This is a genomic window from Crenothrix sp. (genome assembly GCF_043729335.1).
Classification (GTDB): Bacteria; Pseudomonadota; Gammaproteobacteria; order Methylococcales; family Methylomonadaceae; genus Crenothrix.
This window is the reverse complement of the sequence record NZ_JAYTLQ010000031.1, coordinates 15,743-29,687: the sequence shown is the minus strand read 5'-3', so window position 1 is coordinate 29,687 and position 13,945 is coordinate 15,743. Positions and strand designations below refer to the sequence as shown.

Genomic DNA, 13,945 nt, shown 5'->3' with positions numbered 1-13,945 from the left:
TTCCGCTTTGGCAGCTTGTTTTGCATTGGCCGCAACTTCGGCTTTAGCCTGTACAGCGGCTTCCGCTTTGGCAGCTTGTTTTGCATTGGCCGCAGCTTCGGCTTTAGCTTGTGCAGCAGATTCTGCTTTAGCAGCTTGTTTTGCATTGGCCGCAGCTTCGGCTTTAGCTTGTGCAACGGCTTCTGCTTTGGCAGCTTGTTTTGCACTAGCCGCAGCTTCAGATTTAGCTTGTGCAGCGGCTTCCGCTTTGGCAGCTTGTTTTGCCGCTTCTTTCGCATTGGAGACAGCTTCTGCTTTAGCTTGTGCGGCCGCCGATTCTTTCGCTTCTTGCTTAGTTCGTTCGGCAACTTCAACTTTTTTAGCTTCTGCTTTCGCCCTGGCCGCTGTTTCTAATTTGGCTTGCGTTGCCGCTTGTTGCTTAGCCTTATCTTTAGCCCGCTCAACAGCTTCGGCTTTTCTGGCTTCCGCTTTAGCCCGATCTGCCGCGTCTTGCTTAGCTTCTTCCTTAGCTCTTTCAGCCGCATCCGCTTTTCTGGCCTCGGCTTTAGCATTATCCGCCGCTTCCTGTTTAGCTATTTCTTTAGTACGTTCAGCGGCTTGCTGTTTCGATTCTGTCTTGGCCTTTTCAGCCGCCTCTGCTTTTCTGGCTTCCGCTTTCGCACGATCTGCCGCTTCTTGCTTGGCTTCTTCTTTCACTTTTTCAGCCGCAGCTGCTTTTCTGGCCTCGGCTTTAGCACGCTCCGCAGATTCCTGTTTAGCCTCTTCTTTGGCTGTTTCGGCAGCTTCCGCTTTTTTAGCCTCCGCTTTGGCTTTCTCTGCCGCATCCTGTTTGGCCATTTCTTTGGCACGTTCAGCAGCTTGTTGTTTGGAATCTGTTTTAGCTTTTTCCGCCGCCTCCGCTTTTCTGACTTCCGCTTTAGCACGCTCTGCCGCTTCCTGCTTAGCTTCTTCTTTGGCTGCTTCGGCAACTTGGGCTTTTCTAGCCTCAGCCTTGGCACGCTCTGCCGCTTCTTGCTTAGCCTCAGCTTGCTTCTCGTGTTGTTTGGCTTCCGTTCGGGCTTTTTCAGATTTCTCAACCAACGCACGCGCCGCTGCCTGCGCTTGCTCCGGCGTATTTTGAGGCTCTATGAACTCTTTAAGCGCCTGTTTTTTATTAAACTCGGCTTGCGATTGTGCCTCGATAGGCTTAGCTTTTTCAATCGGCTCCGGTTTAATCTCTTTTGGCAGTTTGGTAAGATCAACAAAGGTCGCGTGAATAATCTCAGGAACAGGTTTTTCCTTAACAACTTGGGTTTTAAACAGCGTGCTTAATGCAAATATCCCCAGCACGAAAATATGCAGCGCAAAGGCCAGAATAAAAGGCCGTAAAATTCTCTTTCGACTATCCATCTGTGTTATTGGTCGTCAGATTTGGTCATTAATCCAACATTGGCCACGCCCGCATTTTTCAACGATGCCATCACCGTTACCACCGTGCCGTAGTCTATGCTCTTATCGGCATTAATTAACACTTGCACCATGGGCTTTTCCACCAATACACTGGCCACACGCGTGTCAATTTCCTCTTGTGCAATCAACTCATCGGTATTGCCACCCACACTGATATAAAACTCACCGTTCTTTTTAATCGACACCACCAACGGCGGCTCGCCTTCACCAGCATTTACTGAAGCGGCCTGCGCCCGTGGCAATTCCACTTCAACACCGGTTTGCAGCATCGGCGTGGTAATCATAAAAATAATCAATAACACCAGGGTTACGTCAATGTAAGGCACTACATTGATTTCAGCCATCGGTTTTCTGCGCTTAGCTCGTCTGCTCATTTGCTATGCGCCTGTCTTTGCAACAAAACGACAAATTCTTCCACGAACAACTCATAACGACCGGTCAATCTATCCAAGCGGGTAGAAAAACGGTTGTAGGCGACAACAGCAGGGATGGCAGCAAACAAGCCAATTGCAGTAGCAATCAAGGCTTCAGCAATACCGGGCGCGACCAGTGCTAGGGTTGCCTGCTTAACATTTCCCAAAGACATAAACGAATTCATAATCCCCCACACCGTACCAAACAACCCCACATACGGACTGGTTGAACCCACGGTGGCTAAAAATGCCAGATGTTCATCCAGACGATCCAGTTCGCGGGATAATTCAATGCGCATGGTGCGCTGGGCACTTTCCACTTGCACAACCGGCTCCACATTACCGGCCTGGCGCATACGGGAGAATTCTTTGTAACCGGCCAAAAATATCTTTTCTATGCCTTCCGGCGCAAAGTCTTTGGCAGATAGCTTTTTATATAATTCAATTAACGAATCACCTGACCAGAACTGGGTTTCAAATTCGTCGGTAATTTCTATGGCGCGGCTCAGCTCTTTGCGCTTTAAAAAGATGAATGTCCAGGAGGATATTGAAACTACCATAAGTAGTAACATCACAAATTGCACGACAAGGCTGGCTTCTTTAATCAAGTGGAGAAAGGATAAATCAGTATTCATTTTTTAAAGTGTGTTAATAAATTTTCAGGAATTGCTTTAGGACGCAAAGTTTGCGGATCCAGGCAGGCAATACGTATGGTTGCGGTGCAGAGCTCAATATCACCCCGCGTAATTAATTGACCAAAAGTCAAACTGACTTTTTTAATCTCGCTTACTGTAGACTGAACCGATAGCAGTTCGTTAAACCGCGCAGGGCTTAAATAATCGATCTGCACTGATCTTACCGCAAAAATAATACCAGCGCTGGCAATAAGCTCATCTTGTTCAAAGCCTAAGCTCCTTAACATCTCGGTTCTAGCTCGCTCAAAAAACTTAAGATAATTAGCATAATAAACAATGCCGCCCGCATCAGTGTCTTCGTAATAGACGCGGATTGGCCAAACAAAACTACTCATCAAATTTTAATTACCTTTGGCCGAATACACCAGCATCATATTATTGAAAAGACAGGGATAATCAAGCCCATATATGTCATACGTAGAGACACAAAATCTTGAGTCTCTACGTTCAGTCTCTACGTTCACTGAAACTTACGCATGATCTGCGGTATTTTTTACAATTATAGATCAAATAAATCGATAGACACGGCTAAAGTCTTAGGTGGCTGTAAACCAAAATGCAAATACGCATGGCTAGTGACCACACGACCACGCGGCGTACGCATAATAAAACCTTGTTGCAACAGATACGGCTCCAGCACATCTTCAATCGTGCCTCGCTCTTCACTGATTGCCGCTGCCAAGGTATCCAGCCCAACTGGACCACCGGAAAAATTATCTATCATCGCCATCAGTAGTTTTCTATCCAGCGCATCAAAGCCGTTGCTATCAACGCGCAACATATCCAAAGCCTGCTCGGCTATAGAACTCGTTATCACGCCATTGCCTTTTACTTCGGCAAAATCACGCACTCGCCTCAACAAACGGTTAGCGATACGCGGTGTACCACGCGAGCGACGGGCAATTTCAAACGCACCGTGAGATTCTATCGTAATTCCCAAAACGCCAGCCGAACGAGTGACAATCTGACCTAATTCTTCTACCGTGTAAAACTCCAATCGCTGCACAATACCAAAGCGATCACGTAACGGTGAGGTTAATAATCCTGCGCGAGTAGTTGCCCCTACTAAGGTAAACGGCGGTAAATCCAGCTTTATAGAACGGGCCGCCGGGCCTTCACCAATCATTAAATCCAATTGATAATCTTCCATCGCGGGATACAGAATTTCTTCAACCACTGGACTTAAACGATGAATTTCATCGATAAACAAAATATCGTGGGCATCCAGATTGGTGAGCAATGCGGCCAGATCACCGGCTTTTTCCAGCACCGGCCCTGAGGTTTGCCGAAAATTCACCCCCATTTCGACAGCAATAATATGGGCTAAAGTCGTTTTACCCAAACCCGGCGGGCCAAAAATAAGCACATGATCCAAAGCCTCTTGCCGGGCTACCGCCGCCTGAATAAAAATTTCCATCTGGCTACGTAATTCCTGCTGTCCCACATATTCAGCCAAACGCTTAGGACGGATGGCTCTATCTTGGCGTTCGTCATCGGTGCGATTGTTTGCGGTTATCATTCTATCTACTTCAATCATCGCTTAATACCCTGTAAAGCCTGCCGGATAATATCTTCACAGCTTTTGCCTTCTGTACCCACGGCTTGCACCATTTTGGCGGCATCGGCGGGCTTATAACCTAATGAGCACAAGGCGCTGATGGATTCCTGGCCAGGATTAGCTTGCATGGGCACAGCACTTTGGCTGCTGGTGGGAATGGAATCGGGCATTTTATCGCGCAATTCAACCATTAAACGTTCGGCGGTTTTTTTGCCTACGCCGGGCAATTTTACCAAGGCCTGGATGTCACCGTTATTAATGCAGCGATAGAATTCGTCGGCGGTTTGGCCGGATAATATGGTCAGCGCCAGCTTTGGCCCTACGCCATTCACCTTAATCAGCGTCCTGAACATGGTTCTATCGGCTTCGCTATGAAAACCGAACAGGATGTGCGCGTCTTCCCTGACCACCAGATGGGTGTGCAGTTTAATCTCTTCGCCAATAACAGGGAGATTGTAAAACGTGGTCATCGGCGCTTCAATTTCATAGCCGACACCGCCCACGTCCAGCTGCAACCAAGGCGGCGCTTTGTGTACCAGTTTACCACGCAAAAAACCGATCATGTCTTAACACCTTGCTGCAAACGCACGGCTGTTTGCTGGTAATGCGCGTGGCATAGGGAGATACCCAACGCATCGCTTGCATCGATTTGTAATTCGCCTTGAATATTTAACAGAATTTTTACCATGTGCTGTACCTGTAGCTTGTCGGCACTACCCTTGCCGACCAGCGCCTGTTTGATTTGCCGCGCGGCGTATTCAAATACCGGCACGTTGGTGAATTGTACCGCGCAGATGGCCGCCCCACGCGCTTGGCCTAATTTTAGGGCAGAATCGGCATTTTTGTGCATAAAAACCTGTTCTATGGCCATTTGTTCGGGGTGATAGGTTTGGACAAGTTGCGCCACGCCATCAAAAATCTGTTTGAGCCGGTCGGGAAAATATTCAGCCTCGATACGAATACAACCACTGGCAATGTATTTATAGCGGTTCCCTGTCTGTTCTATCACGCCGTAACCGGTTAATCTTGAACCGGGGTCTATCCCTAGTATGCGCATGGTTTCCTATTTTTATTGGCCACTGGCCAGTTTATCCACATTACTTATTTTTTCTCTGCTCTGCACGCGACTCGATTTTATGGGCTCTTTGACCCAACCAATTCATAACTTTTCTGCCTAGAGATGGATGCAAATATTGCTCAGCAAAACTAATCATTCTTGCTTCAGGATCTACTTGGATTAACGTCTTATATAAAAGCTCTGCCGTCTTCTTTTTACCCATACAGCTATAATACGCACACATTACAGCTGTAAAGCCTGTAAATTCAGTAACATGAAATTTATTTCTATCAGGGTAAAGCATTTTAAGATCAAATTTGTTATTAAAAATAACAGGGATTTTTTCGTATTCTCCGTTACCAAGGCACAACTGGGCATAACCCAATTTTGCAAACAAATAATCAGGATTGGTGCGGTAGTTTTCGTTAATTATTTCCTGAGAAATCTTTCGATTACCCAACTGCATATAGGCCGCAGATAAGTGGTTGTACAGCATAGGCACCTGCGGATATTGCTCTTTCAATACCAACAGTTTTTCTATCGCCAGTTTAGGATCACTGGTGATCAAGCCATAAATGCCCTGTATTTGATTTTTAACCTGTATTGGCACTTTTTCAGCCTTGGTATCCACAGGGTCAAAAGAGATTTCATATTCACTAAAATGAAGCTCTTCACCGCTCTTCATTTTAATGGGACGTTGGGCGTTTTTTTTAGGTTTCTTGTTATATTTCATATTTTTAATTTGCTCGGTTAGGCGCTTCTGCCCCGCAAAAACTCCAACACATCCTCATTATTAACTTGATAATAAATATCTTCAACCCGTACCGTTACACCCAGTGAAGTAAAGGTAATTTCATCACCTAGATAGTAATAGGCCGATTGCCAATGGTTTTGCCTGCTGAAAACTTCTATTTCCGCGCTATCCTGTTCAATCAGAACGTATTCTTCCAAGCTAGGGATTTGTTGGTATTGCAGGCGTTTGTTGGTTTTGTCAAATCGGCGAGTGGATTTCGATAATACTTCAACAATAATAACCGGTGCGTTTTTGTAGTAGTTATGCACGTTATCTTGCTGGCAAACCACCATAACGTCTGGATAATAAAAGTCATGACCTACTTTAACTTTCATATCCGCTATAAAAGTTCTGCAAGGCGTGCCTTTCAATTGATTCTTTAATTCAGTCAACATATTGGCTGACAGCAAGTTATGGTTTTCACTGGCTCCCGCCATTGCACAGACTTGACCATTAATAAGCTCATGCTTGGTTGCTGCGAGCAGTTCGCCTTGTAGATAGTCTTGTTCGCTTATAGGGTTAACAGGATTTGATATCATTTTTTAATCTTAATTTAAGGTCGAAAACCTTCGGGCCATAAAAAGTAAGGCCCATACTTTGAACCCATACGTAACTCGCCGCCAATCTCTTTACCCTTGGGCGTTAAATAATGCTTTTCTTCCTTAAATTCGAGAACCCCGGAACTAATAAGTTTTTCCATTAACTGGCTGGTTTTGATTCCAAGTTTTTGTGCAAGTTTGGAGGTCGTGAGTTTGTCCAATTTTCCATCTGGTTCCAGTTTATCTTCAATTGGCTCTACTACAACCCGCTCTAAAGAGATCCGAACCTCATCACTTATACGAATAATGCGTTGCGCTTCTTCATATGCATCTTTATAAAGCTCAGCATCTTCGGCACGACGAATGAGAACACCCATTTCGTTATTATTAACCTGACTAAATTCATACAAATTGAGACTTGTAATAATGCACAGGTCTTCATTTAAATAGCACTTTGCATGTAAGTTTTTGCAAAAGCTGGTGCGAATATACGTCAGTTCTTTTAACCAGTTGATCTCTTCAGGTTGAAGCTCGCTTTTACCGTAAACAATGCGTACATCAATCTTCAATCGATTTTTATCCGCTAAAAGCTCCTTCATTCGGTCATTTAGCTTTAAAAATGGGCTGATTAAAATAAGCCTATCTTTAGCATCTTTAATTAATTCTTCAAGAAAATAGTTTGTTGCACTGGTATTAAGAAATTTTGCCATATTGATGTGTCAAATTAAGGGTTAAAAAGTATTTAGGCATCGAATACCTTAACCCAAGTTTAGACCAACTTCGAAGACACCACCTTTCAGAGCCGCGACAAATCTTCAATACCTATTCGTCCATCATTAAACGACATGGCCACTTTGTAATCTTTTAAAGATTAGGCTTCAGTTACTTGCAAAAACAATATGTTGCCCCAAAAAAGCCCCAACATTTACCTGTCTAATCTCACATATTAAGAAGTACTTCAACCGTCAAACCAATATCTTTTGCAATTTGCCGAAGCATAACTGGCGATACATCACGTCCTTGATGAAAAGCTACTGTTTGTACATCGACCATCACGGTGACGAAACTGCTTGTGCGAACCTCGTTGTCGAACCTCACTAAACCCCAAGATTTCAAGTAATGCAACAACTTCACGAGGCTTTAGAACAGGCAAACCTCCCATACTTAGGCGACAAGAACATTTTGGGTACCCACAAATTCAGCTTCAAGTTCTGGCTCGCCATCCTCAAGCAGCATTTCAACGACTTCCCGAAGGTTTTTATTCAGCTCATCCAAGGTTTCCGCTTGCGTATGTGCACCTGGAAATCCTGGAATAAAACCCACATAAAGCCCAGTGTCATAACATTTTTCAACAATTGCTGTATAACTTCTCATGAGAATTTACTCCCGCCCCATTAAAATACACTATGAATCCAACCCTTCCATAATCTCATCACTAATATCCGCATTGGAATACACATTCTGCACGTCATCCAAATCTTCCAGACGATCAATCAACTTCATCATTTTGTCAGCATCTTCCGCTTCCAACTCTGCCATCGTAGCAGCTTGCATAGTGACTTCCGCATTATCCGGCTCAAAACCAGCGGTAACCAACGCCTCTTTTACCGCCAAGTAGCTTTCTGGTGTCGTCATCACATCAATCGAACCATCCTCGTTAGTCATAACATCATCGGCACCGCTCTCCAAAGCCGCTTCCATCAGCACATCTTCATCCACACCTGGCGCATAACTCAATATGCCAATCTTAGTAAACATATAAGCTACAGAGCCATCCGTACCCAAATTACCGCCTGCCTTGGTAAACGCATGACGCACTTCGCCAACCGTGCGATTACGGTTATCCGTCAAACAATCGACAATCACCGCCACGCCACCAGGGCCATAACCCTCATAACGAATAGTCTCGTAATTAACGCCTTCCAACGCACCCGATGCTTTTTTGATAGCGGTATCGATGGTATCTCGGCGCATATTTGCACCTAAAGCCTTATCAATCGCCGTGCGTAACGTTGGATTACTCGCCGCATCTGGCCCGCTGGTTTTTACCGCTACCGTGATTTCACGCAACATTTTGGTAAAAACCTTGCCGCGTTTAGCATCTTGCCCCGCTTTACGGTGCTTGATATTAGCCCACTTACTGTGTCCTGCCATTGTCCTTCTCTAAACAATAATCAATATTAAAATAGGCTCCCAACTTAAGGCGGGACAGGTGAAGGTGTGCCGTTCGTGGTGAGCTTGTCGAACCATGTGCGGCACACCGTACACCCTTCGCAAGCTCGAACGGTGTGCCTTATTGAGTGTCCCGCCTTAAGTGAATAGCCCTCTTTAAGCAACACTCAGCATTTTGTTGGCGTAATCTTTACCTGATGTTGCTGGCGGCAATGGCTTGCTGTTTTGTAGATAGAGCGCAATTGTTTCATCAACCAGCTCACACAGCTCAACAAAAACCTGCTTTTCATCACTGCCAACAAAACCAATGGTCTTCATCTGACCATTCCACACTATATACATAGCGGTTTTTTTTCATTCATAGCTTCGATTCCTCAATAGCGGCTTCAATGACCCTTTCATGATGTTTTAGGCATACCTAAAGCATCTAATCATGAATATACGGCAAAACCGCCATCAAACTGGACTCCACCGTATAAATATCCGCCTGCTCACGCACGATCTGTCTATCAGCCACACCACCAAAACCAACCACATAAGCCCCAGCCTGCTTGGCTTCCATATCGGTCTTGCCATCGCCAACCATCACGATAGAACCTGTACCTTTCAAAGCAGCAACCACTTCAGCCTTACCGCCCGCTCTCGCTAACGGTGAAGCCTCATCAAAACCACGGTAACTACCATCATCATTAAAATAAACGTCAACGGCATGAACATGGTTTTCCGGCAAACCTAAAAAAGCCGCCAGCGGCATAATCGCCTGCCGCAAGCCGCCACTAATGATATGCACCGCTTTACCTTGCGCCAACAAGATGCCAAACAGCTCTTTAACACCGTCAACAATCTCGCTGATATACAAATCAGCTACCCAATCAATACTGGCGCTATCAGGTTTGATGGCCTCCAAGCGCCGACCATACACATCTTGCAGCGGTACAATACCGTTCATCGCCAAATCGGTCAGCCTGGACATTTCTTCCGCCAAGCCGACCCGCCTAGCCAGTTCATCAATGCCTTCTATTTTGCTTAACGTGCTATCGCAATCAAAGCAGATGACATCAAAACTCATAAGGTAATCTGGGTAGCTTGCTTAACAACTGGAACCTGACGAATTTGCTCTAACAACGCATCGGTAATGGGTGCAGACACACTAATCACTGCCATAGCCTGAACCTTGTCATCCACAGTACTGACTTGCATACGGGTAATATTGATACCGGCATTGCCTAATACTGCGCTGATGGCGGAAATAACGCCGGGTTTATCATCATGATGCGTCACTATCAGCGTGCCTTCAGGAACGACTTCAATATCAAAATGATTAATACACACCAAACGAGGCTGACGGCCACCCAATAATGCGCCTGATAAAGTAATGCTTTGATCGGCACAATGGCCAGTGACTTTAATTAACGATACGTAATCTTCGGATTTTTCAGAAATCGACTCAACCAAGGCAATACCTTGACGCTTGGCAAAGTTTTCTGCATTAACACGATTCACCGGTGTAGCCACCTGTCCGCTTAACACACCCACCAACGCAGACACTGAAATCGGCCGCACCGCCACTTCTGCCGCTCTACCGAAGGTGGCCACTTCAAGTTTAGTAATGGGTTGCGTAGCTAAACCTGCCAAAATCTTACCTAACATAGTCGCCAGGTTCATAAATTCGTAGGATTTTTTCAGCTCTTCAGCAGATACGCGCGGCAAGTTTAAGGCATTGACCGCTTCGCCGGTTTTAAAGAAAGTCACTGCTTGCCTAGCAATTTCCACACTCACCGCAACTTGGGCTTCAGAGGTTGACGCACCTAAATGCGGGGTAAATACGATATTGTCCAATTCCAGCAACGGTGATCCTACCGGCGGTTCATTTTCATAAACGTCCAATGCTGCACCGGCAAGACGGCCTTCTTTTAAGGCATCATGCAATGCGGTCTCATCAATTAAGCCACCTCGGGCACAGTTGATAATCATAGCGGTCTTTTTCATCATCGCCAATTGTGGCGCAGCAATGACGTTACGGGTTTTTTCGATTAACGGGCAATGTAAAGTCAGGTAATCAGCACGGCTGACCAACTCATCCAGACTCACCGATTCCACGCCATAATCGGCAAAAATTTCCGGTGCCACGAAAGGATCATGGGCAATTACCTGCATTCTTAGCCCCAAACCACGTTGAGACGCAATACGGCCAATGGTACCAAAACCTAAAATTGCTAAAGTTTTATGAGATACTTCCGATCCCATCAATTTAGAACGTTCCCATTTACCCGCACGTATCGAACGGTCGGCCTTAGGCAAATGCCGGCTTAAGGACATTAAGTGCGCAATGGCCAGTTCGGCAGTCGTGGTAGCGTTGGCATCAGGAGTATTCATGATGATAATGCCCAGTTCGGTGGCCAACGGGATATCAACGTTATCAACACCAATACCGGCGCGGCCTATCAACTTCAAGCGTGTGGCGGCATGCAGCACTTTGGGAGTTACTTGGGTATCGCTGCGTATTAATAGTGCATCGTAATCGCCAATAATGGCACACAAACCGTCCTCGTCCAGACCCGTTTGGATGTGGATTTGAATACCCGTTTGTTCGTTTAAATAATTGATACCAGCTTCTGCTAGTTTGTCGGAAATAAGAATCTTTTTCACAGGAATGTTTACCGAGACTGTACGCTAAAAAACCCATAGTTTACCAGCTTTGATATAATCAGAACATTAACAATATGCGTGTCTTCAAGCGACTACAGCAGCGGTTATTGACAGCATTGGAAAAACACCTCAGAGGAATCGTCGATGCTTTGGTTAAAAGCCCTGCACTTAATATTTATGGTTACTTGGTTTGCGGGGCTTTTTTACCTGCCGCGCCTGTTCGTTTACCATGCCATGAGCGATGATGAAATCAGTCATGAGCGTTTTAAGATTATGGAGCGCAAGCTGTTTTTTGGCATTATGACGCCGGGCATGATACTAACCTTTGTGTTTGGTATCTGGATGTTAATCAGCTACGATTGGGCAATTTATGGCCATAGCGGTTGGTTGCATCTCAAACTTGCCTTGCTGGGTTTTTTGGTGATTTACCATATTTTTTGTGGGTTATGGCTCAGTGATTTTAAGCATGATCGCAACCGACATAGCCACGTTTACTTTCGGTGGATGAACGAAGTACCGGTTTTATTTCTGGTGGCCATCATCCTATTGGCGGTGGTTAAGCCTTTCTAATTAATACATCTTTGACACGGAATCCCCATGCCCCAAAATCGCGCTCGTCCTATTGTATTATCCTTTTCCGGCCACGATCCTAGCGGTGGCGCGGGTATTCAGGCCGATATTGAAACCGTTATCAGCCATCATTGCCATTCGGTAGGTGTGATTACTGCCTTAACGGAACAAAATACCCAAAACGTCAAAAAACTGCTGCCGCAAAACCCCAACGACATTACAAGCCAAGCCGAAACGTTGTTAAGCGACTTGCCCGTTGATGTATTTAAGATTGGTTTAATCGGCCATCATGATACCGCCGCCGCCATAGCCTCTATTCTGGACCAGCATCCTAACATTCCAGTCGTTCTGGATCCGGTTCTCGCCGCCGGAGGGGGCACTAATTTAGCCAGCGCTGATCTTGTCAAAGCGATTGTTGACGTGCTGTTACCAAAAACGACTGTATTAACGCCCAACAGCGAAGAAGCCCGGAAACTGACCGGCTTGACTGACCTGACCGAATGCGGATTAAAATTACTGGAACTGGGTTGCCAGTTCGTACTCATTACCGGTACCCATGAAGACACAGCAGTGGTCAGCAATCTGCTTTTCCATGACGGACGCTTGTGGGAAACTTACCACTGGGACAGATTACCAGCCAGTTATCATGGCTCCGGCTGTACGCTGGCCTCCAGTATTGCTTCTCTTATTGCGCAAGGTTTGGCGGCATTACCCGCTATTAAAGAAGCCCAGGAATATACCTGGAATGCTTTAAGTGATGGCTTTCAACCGGGCAATGGCCAACATATTCCCAACCGGTTTTTCTGGCTGGAAGAAACCACATGAAGTTCCCATTGCGCGGGCTGTATGCCATCACCCAAACTGATAATAAATCGGCTGAAATGGTGATTAATGAAGTCAGCGCTGCCATTAAAGGCGGCGCGGTTGTGGTGCAATACCGTAATAAAAATTCACAAGACAACGACAATCTGGGCGCTGAATTACTCAAGATTTGCCATCAAAACAACGTCCCTTTAATTGTTAATGATGATATTGAATTGGCGCTTACAATTGGCGCTGATGGTGTGCATCTTGGCAAAGACGACAGTGATATTTTGCTAGCCAAAAATCGTTTAGGTTCTAATGCAATCATTGGCGTATCTTGCTATAACTCGGTAGAACATGCTATTAAAATGCAAAGGCACGGAGCAACTTATGTGGCGTTTGGGCGATTTTTTCCGTCAGAATCAAAACCTTTAGCCGCACCTGCCCACCTTGAAACCTTGCAACAAGCCAAACATTTACTTAATATACCTATAGTGGCCATCGGTGGCATTCTTCCAGAAAATGGCTTGCAATTGCTTAACGCGGGTGCTGATTTATTGGCGGTTATCGGTGGGCTTTTTAATCTTTACCCCGAACAACGTGCAAACCAGTATCGCGCTTTATTTGAAAATAAATGACTCTGAAGCCAGACGTTAACCCAATTACGTGGGGTTAATGATAGCCTATAAAATTTTAACTATCGTTGAGTTTTGTAGCTGATTTCGTTGTTTTTTTAAGTATTGCCTACTATTTTAACAAAAAGCCTGAAGCCACATGATAACAAGCAATCGTAGAGAATTTATCAAGAAAACCACCGCGCTTACCGGCTATTCCATGTTATCGGCCGCAGGTTTTCTGAACTCTCAAACCACGCAAGCCCAATGGGATGCCAGCAATTTTGAGCCATCGCCTATGGATGAGGTGTTAAAAAGCGTACTCAAAGGCAAACCTGTGGTAGATTCAGACAAAATCCACGTCAAAATCCCCCAAACGGCCGACAACAAAACACCTGTATCCATTACCATACAGACGACCTTGAAAGATATTCAAAGCATTTCCATATTAGTTGAACAAAACCCTGTGCCTTTAGTGGCCACCTTTGAATTATCTTCGGCCCTAGAGCCTTTTGTGTCTACACGGCTTAAGTTGATGCATTCGTCGTTTGTATTTGTCTTGCTGGAAACTGAAAAAGTTTTTTATGGCATCAAGCACACTGTGAGTGTCAGCGAGGGCGTATGTTGAGGGT

General features: G+C 45.4%; 20 protein-coding genes. 4 read left to right on the top strand and 16 right to left on the bottom strand.

The window, feature by feature from the left end:
• The 16 genes from ACHZC4_RS07685 to serA all read right to left on the bottom strand — a co-directional run.
• Positions 1 to 1,389, bottom strand: a 1,389-nt coding sequence (locus ACHZC4_RS07685) for a protein TolA (RefSeq protein WP_394753249.1), incomplete at its 3' end; no start/stop codon positions are given.
• Between the two features lie 5 nt (positions 1,390 to 1,394).
• Positions 1,395 to 1,823: a protein TolR gene (gene tolR, locus ACHZC4_RS07680; RefSeq protein WP_394753248.1), complete on the bottom strand. Its 429-nt coding sequence runs from the start codon at positions 1,821 to 1,823 to the stop codon at positions 1,395 to 1,397.
• Positions 1,820 to 2,497, bottom strand: a complete 678-nt coding sequence (tolQ, locus tag ACHZC4_RS07675) for a protein TolQ (RefSeq protein ID WP_394753247.1) — start codon at positions 2,495 to 2,497, stop codon at positions 1,820 to 1,822. The genes tolR and tolQ overlap by 4 nt, the downstream gene beginning before the upstream one ends.
• On the bottom strand, positions 2,494 to 2,892 hold the full coding sequence (gene ybgC / locus ACHZC4_RS07670) for a tol-pal system-associated acyl-CoA thioesterase (protein WP_394753246.1): 399 nt from the start codon (positions 2,890 to 2,892) through the stop codon (positions 2,494 to 2,496). The genes tolQ and ybgC overlap by 4 nt, the downstream gene beginning before the upstream one ends.
• A gap of 164 nt (positions 2,893 to 3,056) precedes the next feature.
• Positions 3,057 to 4,094 (bottom strand): Holliday junction branch migration DNA helicase RuvB, encoded by a 1,038-nt coding sequence (gene ruvB, locus ACHZC4_RS07665; RefSeq protein ID WP_394753245.1) that lies wholly within the window; start codon positions 4,092 to 4,094, stop codon positions 3,057 to 3,059.
• Entirely contained in the window at positions 4,091 to 4,678 is a 588-nt protein-coding gene (gene ruvA, locus ACHZC4_RS07660) for a Holliday junction branch migration protein RuvA (protein ID WP_394753244.1), read from the bottom strand. Before ruvA ends, ruvB begins: the two co-directional genes overlap by 4 nt.
• Positions 4,675 to 5,172 carry a crossover junction endodeoxyribonuclease RuvC gene (gene ruvC, locus ACHZC4_RS07655; RefSeq protein ID WP_394753243.1) on the bottom strand — a complete coding sequence of 166 codons (498 nt, stop codon included), beginning with the start codon at positions 5,170 to 5,172 and terminating at the stop codon, positions 4,675 to 4,677. The genes ruvA and ruvC overlap by 4 nt, the downstream gene beginning before the upstream one ends.
• 40 nt (positions 5,173 to 5,212) lie before the next feature.
• Positions 5,213 to 5,905 (bottom strand): hypothetical protein, encoded by a 693-nt coding sequence (locus tag ACHZC4_RS07650; protein WP_394753242.1) that lies wholly within the window; start codon positions 5,903 to 5,905, stop codon positions 5,213 to 5,215.
• Positions 5,906 to 5,922: 17 nt separating this feature from the next.
• The gene (locus ACHZC4_RS07645) at positions 5,923 to 6,504 is read right to left on the bottom strand and encodes a Uma2 family endonuclease (RefSeq protein WP_394753241.1); all 582 of its coding nucleotides are present in this window, start codon (positions 6,502 to 6,504) and stop codon (positions 5,923 to 5,925) included.
• Positions 6,505 to 6,518: 14 nt separating this feature from the next.
• On the bottom strand, positions 6,519 to 7,214 hold the full coding sequence (locus ACHZC4_RS07640; RefSeq protein ID WP_394753240.1) for a phospholipase D family protein: 696 nt from the start codon (positions 7,212 to 7,214) through the stop codon (positions 6,519 to 6,521).
• 302 nt (positions 7,215 to 7,516) lie between these two features.
• Positions 7,517 to 7,666 (bottom strand): type II toxin-antitoxin system HicA family toxin, encoded by a 150-nt coding sequence (locus tag ACHZC4_RS07635; protein ID WP_394753239.1) that lies wholly within the window; start codon positions 7,664 to 7,666, stop codon positions 7,517 to 7,519.
• Positions 7,667 to 7,668: 2 nt separating this feature from the next.
• The gene (locus ACHZC4_RS07630) at positions 7,669 to 7,878 is read right to left on the bottom strand and encodes a type II toxin-antitoxin system HicB family antitoxin (protein ID WP_394753238.1); all 210 of its coding nucleotides are present in this window, start codon (positions 7,876 to 7,878) and stop codon (positions 7,669 to 7,671) included.
• 30 nt (positions 7,879 to 7,908) lie between these two features.
• Positions 7,909 to 8,658 (bottom strand): YebC/PmpR family DNA-binding transcriptional regulator, encoded by a 750-nt coding sequence (locus tag ACHZC4_RS07625; RefSeq protein ID WP_394753237.1) that lies wholly within the window; start codon positions 8,656 to 8,658, stop codon positions 7,909 to 7,911.
• A gap of 174 nt (positions 8,659 to 8,832) precedes the next feature.
• Positions 8,833 to 8,994 (bottom strand): hypothetical protein, encoded by a 162-nt coding sequence (locus tag ACHZC4_RS07620; protein WP_394753236.1) that lies wholly within the window; start codon positions 8,992 to 8,994, stop codon positions 8,833 to 8,835.
• Positions 8,995 to 9,103: 109 nt separating this feature from the next.
• A complete protein-coding gene (locus ACHZC4_RS07615) occupies positions 9,104 to 9,745 on the bottom strand; it encodes an HAD-IB family phosphatase (protein ID WP_394753235.1) in 642 nt (213 codons plus the stop codon).
• Entirely contained in the window at positions 9,742 to 11,325 is a 1,584-nt protein-coding gene (gene serA, locus ACHZC4_RS07610) for a phosphoglycerate dehydrogenase (RefSeq protein WP_394753234.1), read from the bottom strand. Before serA ends, ACHZC4_RS07615 begins: the two co-directional genes overlap by 4 nt.
• A gap of 144 nt (positions 11,326 to 11,469) precedes the next feature.
• On the opposite strand from serA, the gene hemJ reads away from it, so the two are divergent.
• From hemJ to ACHZC4_RS07590, 4 genes are all read left to right on the top strand, one after another.
• Positions 11,470 to 11,895: a protoporphyrinogen oxidase HemJ gene (hemJ, locus tag ACHZC4_RS07605; RefSeq protein ID WP_394753233.1), complete on the top strand. Its 426-nt coding sequence runs from the start codon at positions 11,470 to 11,472 to the stop codon at positions 11,893 to 11,895.
• A gap of 27 nt (positions 11,896 to 11,922) precedes the next feature.
• The gene (locus ACHZC4_RS07600; protein WP_394753232.1) at positions 11,923 to 12,720 is read left to right on the top strand and encodes a hydroxymethylpyrimidine/phosphomethylpyrimidine kinase; all 798 of its coding nucleotides are present in this window, start codon (positions 11,923 to 11,925) and stop codon (positions 12,718 to 12,720) included.
• Positions 12,717 to 13,337 carry a thiamine phosphate synthase gene (gene thiE, locus ACHZC4_RS07595; RefSeq protein WP_394753231.1) on the top strand — a complete coding sequence of 207 codons (621 nt, stop codon included), beginning with the start codon at positions 12,717 to 12,719 and terminating at the stop codon, positions 13,335 to 13,337. The genes ACHZC4_RS07600 and thiE overlap by 4 nt, the downstream gene beginning before the upstream one ends.
• Positions 13,338 to 13,473: 136 nt before the next feature.
• Complete coding sequence (locus ACHZC4_RS07590; protein WP_394753230.1) at positions 13,474 to 13,941, top strand: thiosulfate oxidation carrier protein SoxY; 468 nt, start codon at positions 13,474 to 13,476, stop codon at positions 13,939 to 13,941.
• The last annotated feature ends 4 nt before the right edge of the window (positions 13,942 to 13,945 follow it).